The following is an 18,888-nucleotide window of genomic DNA, read 5'->3' on the forward strand; positions in this document are numbered from 1 at the left end:
CTGGAGCAGGTTCGGTGAACGCGAGTTCATTGAATCGCGTCTAGCGCTCGCGCGAGGTGCAGCAGCTGTGGCGCAGCGCCGGCGGCGGGACGTCCATCGCCGGGTTGCGCGCGAAGAAGCCGAACGGCTTCAGCATGAACCCCGCATAGGCGACGGGCATCACTGGCCATTCCTCCGGCCGCGGAACGTGATGCGTCGCGCAGTTGTACCAGACGACGAGGTCCTCGTTCTCCAACGGCTTGTCCCGCTCGATCCAGCGGTGGAGTCCGTTCGGCTCGGGATGCTGGTTGATGTAGGGGCCGGAGGCGTAGAGCTCCTTGGGGTCGTATGCGGTGGTCCACAGCGTGTGGGCGATGAAGCCACCCCGCTTCATCACGCTGGAATCGGGGGCGGCGAACGGGCGGGCGACGTCCGCGCCGGGATAGATCTTGTAGCCGGTGGGCTGGCCGAGCGCGTTGCGCACGTTCGGGTTGACCACCGCCCAGGTGCGCCCGCCGCGCGCGTCGGCGTCGCGGGCCGCCGCCTTCTCGCTCTCGAGCAGCGTCGCTTCGGAATAAAAGCTTGCGCCATAGGGGTTTTCCGGCCCCTCGGGGCTCGGCACCGTGTTCACCTCGTAGATCGAGTTGCCCTCGCCGTCGACGTCCATGTCGAGACGGAAGATGAAGTGGTGCTGGTGGATCGGCGCGTAGAGCTGCTGCGAGACGAGGGTGCCGTATTTCGGCGTGGTGTCGGGCGCGATGGCGCCGACGGAGAGGACGCCCGTCAGCTTGAGCTCCAGCTGGATGTCGCCGCTCTGGTAGAAGTACCAGAAGAAGCCGTAGTCGTAGTTGCCGACGGTCGCGAAGAAGGACATGACGAGCCGCCGCGAGCGCCGGACCTCGGTGTGCCGGGTGCGCCAGTCGGTGTGCTTCCACAGCGTCCCGTAGTCCTCCTCGTGCATGCAGACGGCGTTCTTGATGGTCTGCGGGTTGCCGGCCATGTCGCACAGATGGGCGTCGAAATAGTGGATCGTGCCGAGGCAGTCGCAGCCGAGCTCCAGGCTGTTGGCCATGCGGCCGACGCCGTACTCGCCGTTGTCGAAGACGTTCTTCTTGTTCTGGGTGAGGGCGGGGTCGCCGTAGGGGACGAGCATCTCCGACATCGAGGCGCGCGCCACGATCGGGCGGAGCCGACCCTCGTCCTCGTAGGCGATGTTGTGAAGGACGAGGCCTTCGCGCGGGGTGAAGCCGATCCGAAAGCGCCAGCGCTGCCAGGCGACCTCGTTGCCCTCGACCGTGTAGCTCGGGCCGTCGGGCTGGACGATGTCGAGCGGCTTCAGATCCTCCCGGAGCGGCCCGACGCTCGCCGCCGTATAGTAGCCGGAGTTCGGCGGCAGCGGGATCACCTCGTCCTCGATGACCTCGAGCACCGCCATCGCCTCGAGGTCGACGAGCGCGACCACTCCCTCGATCGGGCGGCCGTAGCCGACGTCGTCGCCGCTTTCGCGATCGTAGGCGAGGGCGCGGGCGAGGCGCTTGTCGGGATAGCGCTCGTCGCCATAGGCGCCGACCGACCAGGGGTCGACGATGACGCGGTCGAACGCCGTGACGCCGCGGCGGGCGACCGCTTCGCGCCATTTGGGGTCGGCCTTCACCGTCTCCTCGCACATCACGAACTCTTCGAGCACGATGCCGGGCTGGACGCCCGTCAGGAACTCCACCGCCGCGATCACCCCCGCGTCGAGGTCGACGCTCGCCTCCACGACGTGCTGCCGGCCGATGTCGAGCGCGTTGACGAAGGCGCGGCGTGGCACCCTCGCGCCGGCGTTGTGGGCGGCGAGGGCGGCCTTGTCGGGCTCATCGAGGCTGACGGAGACGAAGCGGACGTCACCGCTCACCTCGCCCGACCGCTTGATGATCCCGACCGCCGCCTCGATCTCCGCCGGCGTGAGGGGATCCAGCGGATGGAGCGCATCGCGCTGGGCGGTAGCGGTGTCGGTCATGTCGGGCCTCCTCGATCAAATCGGCGGACGATGGGTCGGGCGCCCCATCGTCGCCGCAGCCTCACTACTCGTCGAACAGCTTGAGCCGGTGCGGCGCCCGCGCGGCGGCCCAGTCCGAGACGTCCTCGCTCGGTACGAGGCCGCGCACGGCGGCGGCGGTGCCGGACGCGATCAGCGGCGCGAGCTTGAAGCCGTGGCCGGAGCACGCGCTTACCGCCCAGCCGCGGCCCCCGAGGGCGGCCACCTTGAAGGTCTCGTCCGCGGTGACGGTGTAGAAGCACGCCTTGGGATCGATGATCGTATAGGCGTCCATGTCGCGATAGGCGCGCACGAGGGCGTTCCACACGGGGGCGATGTCCTCCTCCGTCGCCGCGCGATCCTCGTCGGGGTCGCCGGTCAGCGAGAAGCGGTGGTCGCCGATCTTGAGACGGGTTCCCCGGCGTGGCGGCAGCGCGTAGAGCCCGGCGTCCTTCTCGCGCACCACGATCACCGGCGCGGTGCGCCAGGCCTTCGCCATCTCAGGTGGCGGCGCGAGATAGAGCACGGCCTGGCGCGACGGCGTCACGCTCGCGGCGAAGCTCGGAACCAGGCGGCCGACCCAGGCACCCGCGGCGACGACCACGGCGTCGCCGGAAAAGGTGTCGGCGGCGGTCGTGACGGTGCCGCGTTCGGGATCCACCTCGCTCACCTTGCTGCGGGCATGGAAGCGCACGCCGAGCTCGCTCAGATGGACGACGAGGTCGGTGAGGATGCGCGTCGGAAAGAGGAGACCGGAGCCGCCGACGAAGACCGCCCGCTCGATGCCGTCGGGCCGCAGCATCGGATAGTGCGCGACGACCTCGTCGAGGGCGAGGTCGTTGAACGGGACGCCGAGCTCGCCGAGCTGCTCTTTCGTCGATTCGTACCAGCCATCCTCGTGGCGCAGCACGTAGACGCCGCCGGTCGCTTCGAAATGGCTGACGCCGAGATCGGCCCACATCGCGTCCCACGCCTTGAAGGCCTGCGGCATCATCCGCGCGTAGCCGGTGAGTTTGCCGTAGGCGTGACGGTTGATGCGGTGCTCGTCGTGGGAGGAGCTGACGGGGTTCGGGATCGGCCCCTGGTCGAAGACCTCGACGGACAGTCCTTGCCGGGCAAGCGCCCAGGCGATGCTGAGCCCCATGATGCCGGCGCCCACGATAAGGACCTTTTCTGGTCCGCCGGCCGTGCCGACCGTCGTTGCAGAATCGCTCATTTATCCTTGCCGTAGTGCTTGGCCATGAAGTTGGCGGTGAATTTCTCCGAGCCGAGATCCTCGGCGCGCTCTGCGGGGGAGCGCTGTTCGGGCGGGCCGTAGCCGCCGGCACCCGCCGTCTCCACGATGAGGGCCTGTTGCGGAGTGATCGGCGTCAGGCCGGGCTTCGTCGGCATGTCGTGGACGGTCCCGTCGGCCTCCCGCAGCTTGAAGCCGCCGGTGCCTCCCGGCGCGCCGCCGAAGACGCCCCATGGCGGGTTGAGGAAGCGCTCGCCCTGGCCGGTGAACACCGTGGTGTGGCCGACGGGGCGGACCACGCGGCGCAGGCCGAGGCCGCCCCGATGGGTCCCGGCGCCACCCGAATCCGGCACGAAGCCGTAAGCCTCCACCAGCAACGGATATTCCGTCTCGATGGCCTCCACCGGCAGGTTCGAGGTGTTGATGAGGTGCACCTGAACCCCGTCCTTGCCGTCCTTGGTGGCGCGGCCGCCGAAGCCGCCGCCCACCGTCTCCAGATAGACGTAGCTCCGGCCGGTCTCGCCGTCGGTGCCGGAGAAGATGACGGCGGTGTTCGCCCCGTTGGCCGCCCCGACGGCGCGGTCGGGGAGCGCCGGGGCGAGCGCGCCGAGCACCACGTCGATGACGCGCTGGCAGGTGTTGGCGCGGCCGGCGACGGCGGCGGGGAAGGCCGCGTTCAGGATGGAGCCCGCCGGGGCGTCGATCTCGATCGCGTCGAGCATGCCCTGGTTGCTCGGAACGTCCGGATCGAGGAGGGCGCGCATCGCGTAGACGACGGACGACTGGAGGGCGCGGAAGGGCACGTTGATGTTGCCGAGGACGGCCGGCGAGGAGCCGGCGAAGTCGCAGCGGATGCGGCCCTCGAGGGCTGGATCGCCGACGGTGACCTTGATGGCGATCGGCATCGACTGGGCGCCGAAGCCGTCGTCGTCCATCACGTCCTTAAAGACGTAGTCGCCGGGCGGCACGTTGGCGATCGCCTTCAGCATGCGGGCGTGGGTGCGCGCGATGAGCTGATCGAAGGCGGCGGCGAGGCGGGCGCGCCCGTGGGTTGCCGCAAGCTCCTGGATGCGCCGCTCGCCGAGCTTGCAGGAGGCGATCTGCGCATAGTAGTCGCCGCGCCGCTCGTCCGGCACGCGGGCGTTGAGGAGCAGCACCTCGAAGAGGTCCTCGACCATGCGGCCCTCGGCGAAGAGGCGCACGGGCGGAATGCGCAGCCCTTCCTGGTAGATCTCGGTCATGCCGCCGGACATCGACCCGGGCGCCATGCCGCCGATGTCGGCATGGTGGGCGATGTTGCACATGAAGCAGAGCAGCTCGCCGTCGACGAAGACCGGCATCGAGAAGTTGATGTCGGGCAGGTGCGAGCCGTCGGCGGTGTAGGGGTCGTTGGAGACGAAGATGTCGCCGGGCCGGAAGGCGTCGAGGTCATACTTGCGCAGCAGCGCGCCGGTCAGGCCGAGCATCGAGCTGAGGTGGATCGGCTGCGAGCGCTCGCACAGCGAGATCATCCGGCCCGCCGGGTCGATCAGCGCGGTGGAGTGGTCGTTGCGCTCCTTGATGTTGGTGGAGAAGGCGCTCTTCATCAGCGCGATGTACGTCTCGTCGGTCACCGAGCGCAGGCCGCTCAGGATGACTTCCAGCGTGATGGGGTCGAGCTGCGTCTCGGGGGCGAGTTCGGGCGGCCGGCTCATGCGCTCACCTCGATCAGGAGGTTGTGGCGGAGGTCGACGGTGGCGACGTCCCGCGGAAAGATCACGGTGGTGGTGTCGAGCTGGTCGATGATGGCCGGCCCGACGATCCGGTGGCCGTGGGCGAGGCGGGCGCGGTCGTAGATCACCGTTTCGACGGCGCCGGACCGGTCGAACCAGACGGGCCGCGTCGCGATCGGTGTCGGCGGCGCCGTCGCCCCGGGCTCGGTGTGGACCGGGTCGACGTCGCGGTGGTGGCGGCCCGAGGCGGCGATCCGCACGCTGGTGATCTCGATCGGTGCGCCCGGGTTGTGGAAGCCGTAGGCCTCGTCGTGCGCCGTGGAAAAGGCCGCCTCGAGCGCCGCGCGGTCGGCCGCGCCGTCGTCGGGGTAGGGGACCGCGAGCTCGAAATTCTGCCCCAGATAGCGCATCTCGAGGGTGGCCTCGGTGCGGGCGTCGCCCGCGGCGACGTCCTGGGCGGCGAACCATGCGCCCGCCTCCGCCCGCAGCTCCGTGAGGACGGGAGCGAGCGCGTCGCCGAGCCGATCGTCGAGCGGGAGGTGGACGGTGCGCACGAAGTGCTCGAGCTGATCGGCGACGATCAGGCCTTGGGCGCACAGGAGGCCCGGATGACGCGGCACCATGATCTTGCGGATGCCGAGCGCCCGCGCGACGGAAGCGGCATGGAGCGGCCCGGCGCCGCCATAGGCGATGAGGGTGAAGTCGCGCGGATCGTGGCCACGCTCGACGGAGATCGCGCGGATGCCGCGCACCATGTTGGCGACGGCGATGTCGATGATGCCGAGCGCCGTCCACTCCGGCGAGAGGCCGGTCGCCGCGGCGAGCTCGCCGATGACGGCGTCGGCCGCCTCCACCTGCATCGGCATGCTGCCGCTCAGGAGGCCGCCCGCGGAGAGCCGGCCGAGCACGAGGTTGGCGTCGCTGACAGTCGGCTGGGTGCCGCCACGTCCGTAGCAGGCGGGGCCCGGAACGGCGCCGGCGCTGCGCGGGCCGACCTTGACGAGCCCGTCGGTGTCGACCCAGGCGATGGAGCCGCCGCCGGCGCCGATCGCGTCGATGTCGACCGAGGGCATGCGGACCGGATAGCCCTCGACCCAGCGCTCGTGGACGGTGTTGGCGGCGAAGCCACGCAACAGGGCGACGTCGGAGCTGGTGCCGCCGATGTCGAGGGTGATGGCGTTCGGCTCGCCGATCTGCCGGGTGAGATGGACGGCGCCGGCGACGCCCGCCGCCGGCCCCGACAGCGCGGTGCGGATCGGGAAGGTGCGGGCGCGGGCGGCCGAGATCAGCCCGCCGCTCGACTGGTTGATGCCGAGCGGCACCGGCCCGACCGCCTCGGCGATGCCGCTTTCGAGCCGCCCCAGATAGGCACTCATGATCGGCTGCAGATAGGCGTTGAGAACGGTGGTCGAGAGGCGCTCATATTCGCGGAACTCCGGCCGCACCTCGCACGAGAGGGAGATCTCGATGCCCGGCATCGCGCGGCGCAGGGCCTCGCCGAGGCGCTGCTCGTGCGCGTCCGTGAGGTAGGAGAAGAGGAGGCAGACGGCGACGGCGTCCGGCTCGGCGGCGGCGACCGCCGCGGCGACGCGGTCGACTTCCTCAGCTTCGAGCGGGCGGACGATCCGACCGCCGCGCGTCACCCGCTCGGCGACCTCGAAGCGCAGATGGCGGGGGACGAGGGGAGGCGGATTGTCCTTCTGGAGATCGTAGATGCTCGGGCGGACCTGTCGGCCGATTTCGAGGAGATCGCGGAACCCCTCGGTGGTGACGAGCGCGACCCGGCACGGGCGCTGCTCGATGAGCGCGTTGGTGGCGACCGTGGTGCCGTGGGCGATGCGGCCGATGTCGCGCGGGTGAAGCCCCGTCGCCTCGCACAGCTCGGCGATGCCGGCGAGGATCGCCTCGGCCGGGTTCTGCGGCGTCGAGGGGCGCTTGTGGTAGTGGGTGAGGCCCGTCGCGGGCTCGTAGGCGCACACGTCGGTGAAGGTGCCGCCGACGTCGATACCAAGGGTCCAACTCACCGCGTCGCACCCCCTCGGGAGGCGTCGACGAGCACGCATCGGGCCGCCATTCTCGTCACCATCACGCGCCGATCGGTTCGAGTTCGGCCGAGGCCGGGTAGCCCTCGGCGCGGAGGTCGCGGGCGAGGATCTCAGCGGTGCTCTCGCGGTCGACGACGCCTTCGGTCGCGATCACGAGGACCCGGCTGTCGGGACCGAGACGCATCGTCTCGCGGGCGGCAGGGTGCGCGCAGGCGGCGATCAGCCCCGCGAGCCCGGCGACGCCGGAATCGCCGATCCCGATCGGCGGATCGCCGAACGCGCCGGCGGTGATCGCCTGCATCGACCAGACCGCCATCTCGTCGGGAATGGTCATGAAGACGTCCACCCCTTCGGCGAGCACCGGCCATGCGAGGGCCGAGACCTCGCCGACGGAGAGGCCGCTCATCACCGTGTCGAGCGCTCCATCGGCGACGACCGGCGTGCCGGCGAGAGCGGAGCGGTAGAGGCAGTCCGCCTTGTCGGGCTCGACTACGACGATGGTGGGCGCCTCGGCCGAATTGTCCGCCTCGCGCATCAGGCCGCAGACCGCGGCGGCGAGCCCACCGCATCCGCCTTGGAGGAAGACGTGGGTGGGGTCGAAGCGCGGGCCATATTGGTCCTGCAGCTCGAGGATCATGGTGCCGTAGCCGGCCATAACGTCACGCGGGATCTCGTCGAACTGGGGCGCCGTGTCGGGGACGAGGAGCCAGCCGCTCCGCTCCGCCGTCGCGGCGGCCGTCGCGGTGGACATATCGTAGGTGCCGTCGACCCGGACGACGGTCGCGCCCTCGGCCTCGATGAGGCGCTGCCGGCCGGCCGAGACGCCCGCATGAAGGAAGACGACGCAGCGGCAGCCCGCCCGACGCGCGCCCCAGGCGACCGAGAGGCCGTGGTTGCCGTCCGAGGCGGTGGCGACGGTGATCGACGCGGGCGAAGCGCCGCCGGCCGCGATGCGCAGCGCCCGCGCCACGGCATAGGCGCCGCCGAGAGCCTTGAAGCTGCCGATGCCGAAGCGGTCCCCTTCGTCCTTGCAGCGGATGTCCGAAACGCCGCACCGGGCGGCGAGCTTCGGCAGATCGATCAAAGGTGTGGGGCGATAGCCCCGCCACGCCGAAATCTCGCCAAAGGCCTCCTCGGCGAGGGCACGACTGACGTAGCGTTTCAGTGCACCATAGGGCGCCGCCGTCCGGCGAAGGCCGTTCGCCACGAAATGAATGTCCGGTCGCGGAAGGGGCATGGGGTTTCCGGCTATTTCCTATACGCTAAATTCATAGACATATTTTTCTCTCATGCAATATGGTGGATCGAGTTTCACCCGGCGTGTGATTCCGATCGAGAGGCGACCTAGATGTTGCGCTTCGGTTTTTAACCGATTGATTTGATGAATGGAAAACCCCATGTACGGTCGCGGCGACGGAAAATCACACGGCATGGCAGGGACGAGTTCGGGCGCCAAGGCTTGTTTCGTTCAGTAAACGCCTTTCGAGAGAAAGCAGATTCCTTTAGGGTCGGGGAACGAAAGAGGGGAATCCAATGGCTAGCAAAGAAACGCCCGCAGGGATGAAGGGCGACGGATCGGCGGGCCAGCTCGGCCGACGGCTGCGCTCCTGGCGCACCGGGCGGGGGATGACGCTCGCGGCCGTGAGCCAGAAGACGGGGGTGGCCAGTTCCTCGCTCTCCAAGATCGAGAACGAGCAGGTGTCGGTCTCCTACCACACGCTCAAGCGCATCTGCGACGGGCTCGACATCCCGATCGAGGAGATCATCAACCCCGATCACAAGAAGTTCGCCCCGGGTCGGCGCTCGATCACCCGCGCGGCCGACGGGTCGGAGTTCGGCTGCCCGCAGTATATCTACCGCGCCCACGCCACGGACATGTCCAAGAAGGAGATGATCCCGCTCGAAATGACCGTCCTCGCCCGCAAGCCGGAGGACTTCGACGACTGGAACAAGCACGAGGGCGAAGAATTCGTCTACGTCCTCTCCGGCGTCGTGGATATGTACACCGAGTTCTATGCGCCGACGCGGCTCGTCGCAGGCGAAAGCCTCTATTTCGACAGCGCGATGGGGCACATGTTCATCTCCGTCAGCGAGGAGGACGCGCGAATCCTATCGATCTGCTACGACCCGCGCGCGCACATGCAGGACGATATCCTGGACTTCTTCCGCGCAGGCCGGCTGAACGTGCAACCGCTGGCGGACGAGTCGGTGTAGCGGGACGGCGATGGCACCCACCGACCACGGCCCGTGCCGTCACTCTGGGGCGGATGGTCCGACGCGGCGCGGCGCCCGCCCATGACGTCGCCTGCGTCTGAGGCGCCGGCAGATGTGCTCCTCGTGGAACGCGTGCTCGGCGATGCCGCGGCGGGCGACTGGCACGAACGGCTGCACGAGGTCGTCCATGCGGGCGGGCTGGAGTTCGTCTTCATCGAGCCCGCCAACCTCAAACGCCGCCGTTTTCGCGCCCGGTCCGACGGGGGGACGGACGTTGCTATCAGCCTGCCGCGCGATGCCGTCCTCTTCGACGGTGCGGTGCTCTATTTCAGTGCCGATAGGGCCATCGTCCTCAAGGTGGGCGAGCAGAGGCGGCTGCGGCTTCGCCCCGTCGATCGCGATGCCGCGCTGGAGCTCGGCCATCTCGCCGGCCACCTCCATTGGCGCGTCGGGTTCGAGGCCGGCGACCTCCTCGTCGCCGTCGACGGGGACGAGGAGGCCTATTGGGCGCGGCTGAAGCGGCTGCTCGAGGATGATCGTGTCCGACCCGTCGGCTGAGGCGGTCCTCGGGCTCCTCACCAGTCTGCGGCTTGGCGACGGGCAGTTTCCGAGCGGCGCCTTCGCCTTCTCCGGCGGGCTCGAGACGCTCTGCGCCGACGGCCACTTCGCCCGTGGGGACCTCGGCGCCTTCCTCATGGGTCAGCTCACCGGCCGGTGGCTGCCCTTCGATCGGGCTTTCGTGGAGGCCGCCGCCGCGGCCCACGACGATGCCGATCGGCTCGCAGAGCTCGACGAGACGGTCGACGCGCTGACCGTCGGCGACCTGCAGCGTCGCTCCTCGCAGCGGGCCGGACGGGCGCTTCTCGGCGTCCACGCGCGGCTCGGAACCGCGGGAGCCGCGGACTACAGGACGCGCGTCGAGCGCGACGGACTGCCCGGCCATCAGCCGATCGTGCAGGGGGCGATGCTCGCCGCGTCGGGCCTCGCGATCAGTCAGGTCGCCGCCTGCGCGGCCTACGGCGTCCTGTCGAGCCTCTGCTCGGCCGCGGTCCGGCTCGGCAAGGTGAGCCACCTCGACGCGCAGGCCGCCCTCGTCGCCGTCCATCCCGCCCTTGCCGCGGCGCTCGCGCGGCCCGCGCCGCCGCTCGACGAGGCGGCCGCCTTCTCGCCGCTGACGGAGATCGCGATGATGCGCCACGACGCCCGTCCGAGCCGCCTTTTCTCCAATTGACCCCGGTGGGTCCCATCGAGAGGCAGACCAGTGAACCTTACGCCGACCGAGTTCGAGCGCCTCACCATCTTCAGCGCCGCCGAGTTCGCCCGCCGCAACCGGCGGGACGGCATCCGCCTGTCCCACCCGGAGGCCGTCGCCCTGATCGCCGACGAGATGCTGCACGCGGCGCGCAAGGGGATGGCCTATGCCGAGATTGTCGACATGGCCGGCAAGCTTCTGAGCGCCGACGACGTTGAGCCGGGGGTCGCCGGCATGATCCCCCACGTGATGGTGGAGGGGAACTTCGAGGAGGGCACCAAGCTCCTCGTGGTGTTCGATCCCATCGGCGTGGGCGAGGCGGCCGGGCCGGCGCCGCCCCAGCCCGGCGAGATCCTGTGCCGGGAGGGCGAGATCGCGCTGTTGCCGGGCCGCGAGCGGGTTCGGCTCGACGTCCTCAACACCGGCGACCGGGACATCCAGGTGCGCAGCCACACCCACTTCTTCGAGGTCAACAAGGCGCTCGACTTCGACCGTGCCAAGGCGTTCGGCATGAAGCTCGACGCGCCCTCGGGCGTGGGCGTGCGCTTCGAGCCGGGCTTGCGCAAGAGCGTGACCCTCGTTCCCCTCGGCGGAACGGGCGAGGTCCACGGCGAAGCCGGCCTCACCCAGGGCTCGACGCGGCGTGACGGCGTCCGCGCTGAAGCGCTTGCGGCCGCTCGCGCGCGCGGCTACCGGGGCGCCTGACGATGACCGTCCTGACGCGCGCCCACTACGCCTCGATCTACGGGCCGACGACGGGTGATCGGGTGCGGCTCGGCGACACGACGCTCCTCGCCGAGATCGAGCACGATTTCACTCGCTATGGCGACGAGCTGACCGCGGGGGCCGGCAAGTCGCTGCGCGACGGGGAGGGGTTCCAAGCGCGCGCCACCTATGCCGACGGCGCGCTCGACCTCGTGATCACCAACGCGACGATCATCGATGCCGTCGCCGGCATCGTGAAGGCCGACATCGGCATCCGAGACGGGACGATCGTCGGGATCGGCAAGGCCGGCAATCCGGACATCATGGACGGGGTCTCGCCGCAGCTGCGCACCGGGCCGAACACCGCCGTGCTGCCGGGCGAGGACAGCATCGTGACCGCCGGTGCCATCGAGGTGCACGCGCACTTCTCGTCCCCCCAGCAGTGCGATCACGCCCTTGCCGGCGGCACCACCACGATGGTCGGCATGGGGATCGGGCCGAACTTCGACATCAGCTGCGCCGGCCCGAACTCCGTCGGCATGATCATCCGCGCGGCCGACGCCTACTGCCTCAATTTCGGCTTCCTGGGGCGCGCGTCGTCGGATGTCGGCGCGGTCGAGGAATCCGTCGCCGGCGGCGCGCTGGGGGTGAAGATCCACGAGGATTTCGGCGCCCAGCCGGCGGTCATCGATGCGACGCTGCGGGCGGCGGACGCCAACGACTTCTCGGTCAAGGTGCACACCGATTCCATCAACGAGTTCGGCTTCTGTGAAGACACCATGGCCGTGATCGGCGGGCGCGTGGTGCACATGTACCATGTCGAGGGGGCCGGCGGTGGCCACGCTCCCGATCAGCTCGTCGTCAACGCCTATCCGAACGTCCTGCCGTCGTCGACCAATCCGACCAACCCCTTCACCGCCTACGCGCTCGACGAGGGCGTGCCGATGACGATGATCGGCCACCGCCTCAACTACCGCCTCGCCGAGGACGTGCACTTCGCCGAATCCCGCATCCGCCCGCAGACCATGGCGGCGGAGGATTTCCTTCACGATCTCGGGGCGATCTCGATCTTCGCCACCGACACCCAGGGGATGGGGCGGCTCGCCGAGAACGTCGCCCGGTGCTGGCAGCTCGCGAGCGTGATGAAGGCGCGCGTCGGTCGCCTCGCCGAGGAGACGACGGCCGACGCCGACAACGAGCGCATCAAGCGCTATGTGGCAAAGCTCACCATCAACCCGGCCATCGCATGCGGCATCGACGAGCACGTCGGCTCGATCGAGGCGGGCAAGATGGCCGACCTCGTCGTGTGGCCGAGGCGCTCCTTCGGGGTGAAGCCGTCGCACGTCATCAAGTCGGGCTTCATCGCCTGGGCCGCGATGGGCGACGGCAACGGCAGTCTGGTGGGCTCCGAGCCGTTCGTCCACCGCCCGATGTGGGCGGCGCTCGGCAGGGCGAAGACGCATCTCGGCGTGACCTTCGCCTCCAAGCTCGCGATCGACAACGACGTGGCGCGTCGGCTCGGCGTCGCGAAGCGGATGCTGCCGATCCGCTCGGTGCGCCGTCTCGGCAAGCGCGACATGGTGCGCAACGACGCGATGCCTCATATCGAGGTCGACACGGAGACGTTCGAGGTGCGCGCCGACGGGCAGCTCCTGATCTGCGATCCGGCGCCGGTCGTTCCCCTCAACAGAAAGTACATGCTGCGATGAGTGTGAGCGGGAAGGGTGCCGCGCGCGTCGGGATCGGCGGTCCGGTCGGATGCGGCAAGACGGCGCTCCTTGAACGGATGCTGCCGCGTTTCGGGGCTCTCGGCGTCGAAGTCGCGGTGATCACCAACGATCTCGTAACCGACGAAGACGCGCGGCGCTTGCGCGAGAAGCGCCTCATCGATCCGGCGCGCGTTGTGGCGGTGGAGGCGGGGGCGTGCCCCCACACCGTCATCCGCGAGGACCCCACCTTGAACATGGAGGCCGCCGACGCGCTCGATCGGCGGTTTCCCATGCTCGATCTCATCCTGATCGAGAGCGGCGGGGACAATCTGGCGTCCACCTTCTCGCTGGACCTCGTGGACTATTGGATCTTCGTGATCGACGTTGCCGGCGGCGACGACATTCCGCGCAAGCGGGGGCCGGGCGTCATCCAGTGCGACCTCCTCGTGATCAACAAGGTGGACCTCCATGCGCAAGTAGACGTTGACCTTGCGCGGATGATGGCCGAGGCGACGCAGGTGCGTGACGGACGGCCGCTCATCGGCACGAGTTGCCGAACCGGGGAGGGGATCGATGCCGTCGTCGATGCCATCCGCCGCGAGGTGCTCTTCGCCGACGTGCTTCAGCCCGGCGCGGCCGAGGCGTGACGGTCGGGGCGATCGGCGCCACCCATCGCCCGCAGCTCGACCTGAGCGTGACCGGCCGCGGCGGGCGGACCGCGCCGGTGCGCCGGATCGTCCGCTATCCCTATTCTCTCGGCCCGCTGCACGAGGGGGCGGCGGGGTTCGTCACGGCGCCGCTGCAATCGGCTTCCGGCGGGGCTTATGGGGGCGAGCGCATCGCTGGGATCGTCCGCGCGGGGGAGGCGGCGCGGATCTGCGTGGAGACGACGGCGGCGACGGTGGTGCACGCCGCCCGCGACGGTCCCGGCGCCGTCCAGTCCATGACGCTCGATGCGCGCTCTGAAAGCATCCTCGCCTACCTGCCGCGGCTTCAGATCCTCTTTCCGGGCAGCCGGTTTTCCCAAGAGATCCGGGTCGGCATCGACGCGACGTCGCTGGTGATGGTCCGCGACGGCTTTCTCGCCCATGTGCCGCAGGGCAGCTCCGGCACCTTCGCGGCCTATCGGAACGACGTCGCCCTCTTCGGACCCGACGGCAGCTTGATCCTGCGCGACCGGAGCGCAACGCACGGGAGCGCGATGGCGGCGCCGGTCGCCGGCGTCAACGGGCCGTTCGCGGCGTTCGGCTCGCTCTACGTCTTCGCCTTCTGCGAGGCGTTGGCGGATCGCGGTCTGCATCTGAGCGTCGTCGATCTGCTGGGCGCCGAGAAGGGGATCTATTGCGGGGCGAGCCCGCTGCGTGGCGGGGCCGGCTTCGTCGTTCGGATCGCGGCGCGCGACGGCGGCCTGCTGGAGGCGGCGCTCGACGCGGCCGCTGCCCACATCCTCGAGCGCATCGTGCTTGAGCACTTTGATGGTTCTCGATAAATATCCTTAGCGCTTGAGAATGTTACGCGTGCGTATGGAGGGGTTGCCGGTGCGGATCGGAGAGGCGTTCGTGGGGGACGTGCCGAACAACGCCCATCCCAACGTGATGGTCGGCCGGCGGGAGGAGTTGGGCGCCACGATAGCGCAGAGTCTCGCGTCCCCGAGCCGTGATCACGTCTCCTTCATGGCGGTGTTGCGGCCCAACGTGATGGTGAAGCCCGACACGCTGTTCGTGAACAAGGTCGCGACGGTGACGCCAGAGATCGCCCGCATGACCTGGGGTCCGGCGCAGGCCGGCGTCGCGCGCGGCGTCCACGAGGCGCTCGCGGAGGGCATCTTGCCGCCGGACGCCGCCGAGAACTGGGTCGTCGTCGCGGCGGTCTGGGTCAACCCTCTTGCGGACGACCCGCAGAAGGTGGAGGCGAACAATCGCCTCGCGATCAAGGCGGCGCTCCTCAATGCGTTCGACCCGCCGGCGCAGACGGTGCGGGACGCGGCGGCGGCGTCCGCGGCGAACCCGTTCTATTCGGGTGAGACGTGAGGAGGAGCGGGTGATCTCGATTGGTGCCGGCGACGCACCGTTCCTGTCGCTCACGGCGGCGCGTGCGGCGCTCGAGGCCGGCGCGCTCGATCCGGAACGCCTCGTCGAGGAGTGTCTGGCACGCATCGAGGCATACGAGCCGGCAATCAACGCCTTCATCGCCGTGCGCGCCGAGGGGGCGCGCCGCGATGCGCGCAGGGCGGCGCGAGAGCGGCGCAGCGGCGACCCGGTCGGCGCCCTCCACGGCCTGCCGATCGCCATCAAGGACCTCTTCACCACGCGCGAGCGGGCGACGACGTTCGGATCGCCGCACTTCATCAAGGGGCCGGCGGGTGCGGACGCCGCGGTGGTGGAGCGGCTCGAGGCGGCGGGCGCCATCATCATCGGCTACACCAACCTCGACGAGTTCGCCTTCGGCTCGTTCAACGCCAATCCCCATTTCGGCCAGGTCCACAATCCGTGGGCGCTCGACCGTCATGCGGGCGGGTCGAGCGGAGGCTCGGCGGCGGCGGTCGCGGCGGGTTTCGCCCTCGCCGCCATCGGCACGGACACGGGCGTCTCGATCCGGCAGCCCGCCGCGGTGACGGGCCTCGTCGGCCTCAAGCCGACGTTCGGGCTCGTCAGCCGGTACGGCGCGATGCCGCTGTCTGAGACGCTCGACCATGTCGGGCCGATGACCCGCACCGTGGGCGACGCGGCGCTTCTCCTCTCCGTTCTGGGCGGTCTCGACGCGCGCGATCCGGCGAGCCGCGCGCCGGCGGGGTGGCAAGCGGGCTTCGCGCCGCGATCGAGCCTCGACGGGGTGAGGGTCGGCGTGCCGCGGCACTTCTTCTTCGACGGCTGCGAGGCGGAGGTACGCGCCGCGTTCGATGCGGCGATCGAAGTCCTCGGCGCGCTCGGCGCCCGCGTCGACCCCATCGAGCTTGCCGGCATGGAGGCGCTGAACGGCGCCCAGTCGGTGATCGCCCAGGCCGAGGCGGCGGCCTTCCACGCCGAGGCCCACGCCGCGCGGCCCGAGACGTTCGGGCCCTCCGTGCGGGACTTCATCGCGCGCGGAGGCAGGCACGGTCCGGCGGAGATCGCCCGCGCCCACGCCGACATCGAACGGATCACGGCGGAATTGGCGCCGGTGTTCGCGTCCGTCGACGTGATTGCGACGCCGACGACGCCGCACCGTGCAAGCCCGATCGCGGACGGACCCGAGCCGGGGGACGCTCTGCGCTGGCGCTACACGGGGCCGTTCACCGCGCTCGGCTGGCCGGCCGTCTCCGTGCCCTGCGGCGTCAGCTCCGACGGGCTTCCCGTCGGGATCCAGCTCGTCGGCGAGCGCTTCGCCGACATGGCGCTGCTGTCGGTCGCCGCGGCCTATGAGGCCGCGACCTTGCCGTTGCGCTCCGAGGCGCGCCCGCCGATCGCGCCGGCCTAGGCGGCGTCTCGGTTGCCTTCCGGGCGCGAGGCGATCGCGCGGCCGCGGGGCACCTCGCGCAGGTGGCTCGCCGTCTTGCCGCCCGGAAGCGCGGCAATGCGGTCGGCCGCCTCGAGCAATATCGCCCGGTCGATGCCCGTCGCGACGCCGCCCTCCTCGAAGGCGAAGTGGAGGTCCTCGGTCGCCGTGTTGCCGGTGGCGCCCGGCGCGAACGGGCAGCCGCCGAGACCGGCCGCGGCGCTCTCGATGATGCCGACACCCGCCTCGTAGGCGTAGAGCGCGTTGGCGACGCCCATGCCGAAGGTGTCATGGCCGTGAAAGGCCCATACCGTCGTGTCGGGCGCCTCGGCCATCATCGTCTTGAAGCGCCGTCCGACGGTCATCGGGTCGGCCCGTCCCGTAGTGTCGCAGAGGGCGAACTCGGCGTCGGGCGCGATGGTGATCGCTTCGGCGAACACGCGGCGGACGTCGTCGAGAGGGACCGTCCCGTCGAATGGGCAGTCGAACGAGGTGGCGAGGTCGACGCGCAGCGCCACGTCGGAGCCCGACGTTTCCCGCACCACGTCGCGGAGCTGGTCGAGCGACTGGGCGACGCTCTGGCGCACGTTGTTGCGGTTGTGCGCCTCCGACACCGAGAGGACGAAGACGAGATCGGAAAAGCCGTTCTGGAGGGCGAGCAGCGCCCCCTTCACGTTGGGGATGAGGACGGACATGCGGCAGTCCGTCTCGCCGCGGAAGTGGGCGGCGATCTCGGCCATGTCGGCCATCTGCGGGATCGCCTTGGGGCTGACGAAGGAGCCGAGCTCCATGCGGCTCACGCCCGCGTCGACCAGCATCTCGATGATGGCGATCTTCTCGCCGGTCGGAAGCGGTTCGCGGATGGACTGGAATCCATCGCGCGGGGCGACCTCCAGAAGCGTAACCGTCCGTTGATCGGGCTCATTCATGGCGGATCCTCCGTGCCGCGCTGTGGGGTCGCGCGGATTGAAACCGATGTCAGTCGGCGGCCCGGGTCGCGGGCCGCCGGCGGCGCGCATCGATCGACGCGCGCGCCGCCTACTCCATGATGTCTGGCGCCTTGCGGTGCGACCTGTCGGAGAACACGAAGGCTACCACCAGAAGGATCGCCGTGAGGGCGAACAGCGCCACCGAGATCCAGCTCTGGACCAGGATCATCGGATCACCGCCGGAGATCGACAACGCCCGGCGTAGATTGTCTTCCATGTCGCCGCCGAGGAGCACCCCGAGCACCACAGGGATGAGCGAGAACTCCATCTTGCGCAAAATGTAGCCGAGGACGCCGAAGGCGATCATCACCAACAGGCCGAAGGTCGAGTTGGAGATGGCGAAGATGCCGAGGAAGCTCACCATCAGCACGAACGGCATCAGGGCCCATTGGGGCAGCATCAAGATGCGTGTGAACAGCCCGATCATCGGAATGTTCAGGATCAGGAGGACGACGTTGGCGATGTAGAGCGAGGCGATCAGGCCCCAGACGATCTCCGGCTGATTGTCGAAGAGCAGCGGTCCGGGCTGGACGTTGAAGGAGATCAGCATCGCGAGCATCACCGCCGTCGTGCCCGAGCCGGGAACGCCGAGGGTGAGCATCGGGATGAGAGCGGCACCGCTGGCGGCGTTGTTGCCGGCTTCGGGCGCGGCGACGCCGCGCGGGTCGCCGGTACCGAAGGTCTTGTTCTTGTCGCTGACCCGCTTTTCCACCGAGTAGGACATGACGGCGCCGAGCGAGGCGCCGGCACCCGGCAGAATGCCGGCGATGAAGCCGACGCACGAGCCGCGGATCATCGCCCCGAGGCTGAAGAGAATGTCCTTCATCCGCGGGACGACCCGGCCGACCTTCGGGATCGTGACCTCGCCCATGCGCGTCTCCATCAGCATCAGCATCTCGGAGATCGCGAACAGGCCGACGATCGCGACGATCGGATCGAAGCCGTCGTAGAGCTCGAACATGCCGCCGGTGTAGCGCGCCGTCCCCGTGCCGGGGTCGAGGCCGACGGTGGCGAGCATCAGCCCGATGCAGGCGGCGAGCAAAGTCTTGAGCGGGTTCATGCCCGAGACGCCGCCGATCGTCGCGAAGGCGAGGACGTAGAGGGCGAAATAGTCGGCGGGGCCGAAATAGATCGCCGCCTGAGCGAGGAGCGGAGCGAACAGGGTAAGGCCGAGCGTTGCCACCGTCGAGCCGATGAAGGAGGCGACGCCGGAGACCGCGAGGGCTTCGGCGGCCTTGCCCTTCAGCGCCATCGGGTAGCCGTCGAGCGTCGTCATGATGGCCGGCTCGTCACCCGGGATGTTCAAGATGACGGACGAGATGCGCCCGCCATACATCGCCCCGTAGTAGACGGCCGAGAGGAGGATCAGCGCCGACGTCGGATCGAGCCGCAGCGAGAAGGCGAGCGGAATGAGGATCGCGACGCCGTTTACTGGGCCGAGCCCGGGCAGCGACCCGATCATGGTCCCCGCCACGCACCCGAAGAGGGCGAGGGCGAGGTTCGTGGGGCTCATCGCGACGGAGAAGCCTTGGGCGAGATAGGCAAGTGTGTCCAT

At 69.6% G+C, this 18,888-nt stretch carries 16 protein-coding genes; 9 read left to right on the plus strand and 7 right to left on the minus strand.

Annotated features, from left to right (window positions below):
• Positions 1 to 40: 40 nt before the first annotated feature.
• The 5 genes from JCR33_RS20435 to JCR33_RS20455 form a co-directional block, all read right to left on the minus strand.
• Positions 41 to 1,981, minus strand: a complete 1,941-nt coding sequence (locus tag JCR33_RS20435) for a primary-amine oxidase (RefSeq protein ID WP_198883981.1) — start codon at positions 1,979 to 1,981, stop codon at positions 41 to 43.
• A 64-nt stretch (positions 1,982 to 2,045) separates the two neighbouring features.
• On the minus strand, positions 2,046 to 3,215 hold the full coding sequence (locus tag JCR33_RS20440; protein ID WP_198883982.1) for an NAD(P)/FAD-dependent oxidoreductase: 1,170 nt from the start codon (positions 3,213 to 3,215) through the stop codon (positions 2,046 to 2,048).
• The gene (locus JCR33_RS20445) at positions 3,212 to 4,927 is read right to left on the minus strand and encodes a hydantoinase B/oxoprolinase family protein (RefSeq protein ID WP_198883983.1); all 1,716 of its coding nucleotides are present in this window, start codon (positions 4,925 to 4,927) and stop codon (positions 3,212 to 3,214) included. The genes JCR33_RS20440 and JCR33_RS20445 overlap by 4 nt, the downstream gene beginning before the upstream one ends.
• Positions 4,924 to 6,969, minus strand: coding sequence for a hydantoinase/oxoprolinase family protein (locus JCR33_RS20450; RefSeq protein WP_332461240.1), 2,046 nt, complete (start codon positions 6,967 to 6,969; stop codon positions 4,924 to 4,926). The genes JCR33_RS20445 and JCR33_RS20450 overlap by 4 nt, the downstream gene beginning before the upstream one ends.
• A gap of 61 nt (positions 6,970 to 7,030) precedes the next feature.
• Positions 7,031 to 8,227 carry a diaminopropionate ammonia-lyase gene (locus tag JCR33_RS20455; RefSeq protein WP_198883985.1) on the minus strand — a complete coding sequence of 399 codons (1,197 nt, stop codon included), beginning with the start codon at positions 8,225 to 8,227 and terminating at the stop codon, positions 7,031 to 7,033.
• Between the two features lie 296 nt (positions 8,228 to 8,523).
• On the opposite strand from JCR33_RS20455, the gene JCR33_RS20460 reads away from it, so the two are divergent.
• The 9 genes from JCR33_RS20460 to JCR33_RS20500 all read left to right on the plus strand — a co-directional run bounded on the left by JCR33_RS20460 (position 8,524) and on the right by JCR33_RS20500 (position 16,326).
• Positions 8,524 to 9,204, plus strand: coding sequence for a helix-turn-helix domain-containing protein (locus JCR33_RS20460; protein ID WP_198883986.1), 681 nt, complete (start codon positions 8,524 to 8,526; stop codon positions 9,202 to 9,204).
• 81 nt (positions 9,205 to 9,285) lie between these two features.
• Positions 9,286 to 9,762: an urease accessory protein UreE gene (locus JCR33_RS20465; protein ID WP_211110464.1), complete on the plus strand. Its 477-nt coding sequence runs from the start codon at positions 9,286 to 9,288 to the stop codon at positions 9,760 to 9,762.
• The gene (locus tag JCR33_RS20470; protein WP_198883988.1) at positions 9,743 to 10,435 is read left to right on the plus strand and encodes an urease accessory UreF family protein; all 693 of its coding nucleotides are present in this window, start codon (positions 9,743 to 9,745) and stop codon (positions 10,433 to 10,435) included. Before JCR33_RS20465 ends, JCR33_RS20470 begins: the two co-directional genes overlap by 20 nt.
• A gap of 30 nt (positions 10,436 to 10,465) precedes the next feature.
• A complete protein-coding gene (gene ureB / locus JCR33_RS20475) occupies positions 10,466 to 11,161 on the plus strand; it encodes an urease subunit beta (protein WP_198883989.1) in 696 nt (231 codons plus the stop codon).
• 2 nt (positions 11,162 to 11,163) lie between these two features.
• The gene (gene ureC, locus JCR33_RS20480) at positions 11,164 to 12,870 is read left to right on the plus strand and encodes an urease subunit alpha (protein WP_198883990.1); all 1,707 of its coding nucleotides are present in this window, start codon (positions 11,164 to 11,166) and stop codon (positions 12,868 to 12,870) included.
• Positions 12,867 to 13,517, plus strand: coding sequence for an urease accessory protein UreG (ureG, locus tag JCR33_RS20485; protein WP_198883991.1), 651 nt, complete (start codon positions 12,867 to 12,869; stop codon positions 13,515 to 13,517). The genes ureC and ureG overlap by 4 nt, the downstream gene beginning before the upstream one ends.
• Positions 13,514 to 14,359, plus strand: a complete 846-nt coding sequence (locus JCR33_RS20490) for an urease accessory protein UreD (RefSeq protein ID WP_198883992.1) — start codon at positions 13,514 to 13,516, stop codon at positions 14,357 to 14,359. The genes ureG and JCR33_RS20490 overlap by 4 nt, the downstream gene beginning before the upstream one ends.
• A gap of 19 nt (positions 14,360 to 14,378) precedes the next feature.
• Positions 14,379 to 14,900, plus strand: coding sequence for a formaldehyde-activating enzyme (fae, locus tag JCR33_RS20495; RefSeq protein WP_198883993.1), 522 nt, complete (start codon positions 14,379 to 14,381; stop codon positions 14,898 to 14,900).
• Between the two features lie 10 nt (positions 14,901 to 14,910).
• On the plus strand, positions 14,911 to 16,326 hold the full coding sequence (locus JCR33_RS20500; protein WP_198883994.1) for an amidase: 1,416 nt from the start codon (positions 14,911 to 14,913) through the stop codon (positions 16,324 to 16,326).
• On the opposite strand, the gene JCR33_RS20505 is transcribed toward JCR33_RS20500, so the two are convergent.
• Both JCR33_RS20505 and JCR33_RS20510 read right to left on the minus strand, forming a co-directional pair.
• Positions 16,323 to 17,273, minus strand: a complete 951-nt coding sequence (locus tag JCR33_RS20505; protein WP_198883995.1) for a hydroxymethylglutaryl-CoA lyase — start codon at positions 17,271 to 17,273, stop codon at positions 16,323 to 16,325. The genes JCR33_RS20500 and JCR33_RS20505 overlap by 4 nt on opposite strands.
• A gap of 109 nt (positions 17,274 to 17,382) precedes the next feature.
• Positions 17,383 to 18,888, minus strand: coding sequence for a tripartite tricarboxylate transporter permease (locus JCR33_RS20510; RefSeq protein ID WP_198883996.1), 1,506 nt, complete (start codon positions 18,886 to 18,888; stop codon positions 17,383 to 17,385).

The organism is Acuticoccus mangrovi, from assembly GCF_016411865.1.
Classification (GTDB): domain Bacteria; phylum Pseudomonadota; class Alphaproteobacteria; order Rhizobiales; family Amorphaceae; genus Acuticoccus; species Acuticoccus mangrovi.

What these genes read in the sequence shown, in the direction of transcription:
- JCR33_RS20435 (WP_198883981.1), bottom strand. Translation starts at nt 1,981, where the DNA reads ATGACCGACACCGCTACCGCCCAGCGCGATGCGCTCCATCCGCTGGAT.
- JCR33_RS20440 (WP_198883982.1), bottom strand. Translation starts at nt 3,215, where the DNA reads ATGAGCGATTCTGCAACGACGGTCGGCACGGCCGGCGGACCAGAAAAG.
- JCR33_RS20445 (WP_198883983.1), bottom strand. Translation starts at nt 4,927, where the DNA reads ATGAGCCGGCCGCCCGAACTCGCCCCCGAGACGCAGCTCGACCCCATC.
- JCR33_RS20455 (WP_198883985.1), bottom strand. Translation starts at nt 8,227, where the DNA reads ATGCCCCTTCCGCGACCGGACATTCATTTCGTGGCGAACGGCCTTCGC.
- JCR33_RS20460 (WP_198883986.1), top strand. Translation starts at nt 8,524, where the DNA reads ATGGCTAGCAAAGAAACGCCCGCAGGGATGAAGGGCGACGGATCGGCG.
- JCR33_RS20465 (WP_211110464.1), top strand. Translation starts at nt 9,286, where the DNA reads ATGACGTCGCCTGCGTCTGAGGCGCCGGCAGATGTGCTCCTCGTGGAA.
- ureC (WP_198883990.1), top strand. Translation starts at nt 11,164, where the DNA reads ATGACCGTCCTGACGCGCGCCCACTACGCCTCGATCTACGGGCCGACG.
- ureG (WP_198883991.1), top strand. Translation starts at nt 12,867, where the DNA reads ATGAGTGTGAGCGGGAAGGGTGCCGCGCGCGTCGGGATCGGCGGTCCG.
- fae (WP_198883993.1), top strand. Translation starts at nt 14,379, where the DNA reads ATGTTACGCGTGCGTATGGAGGGGTTGCCGGTGCGGATCGGAGAGGCG.
- JCR33_RS20505 (WP_198883995.1), bottom strand. Translation starts at nt 17,273, where the DNA reads ATGAATGAGCCCGATCAACGGACGGTTACGCTTCTGGAGGTCGCCCCG.
- JCR33_RS20510 (WP_198883996.1), bottom strand. Translation starts at nt 18,888, where the DNA reads ATGGACACACTTGCCTATCTCGCCCAAGGCTTCTCCGTCGCGATGAGC.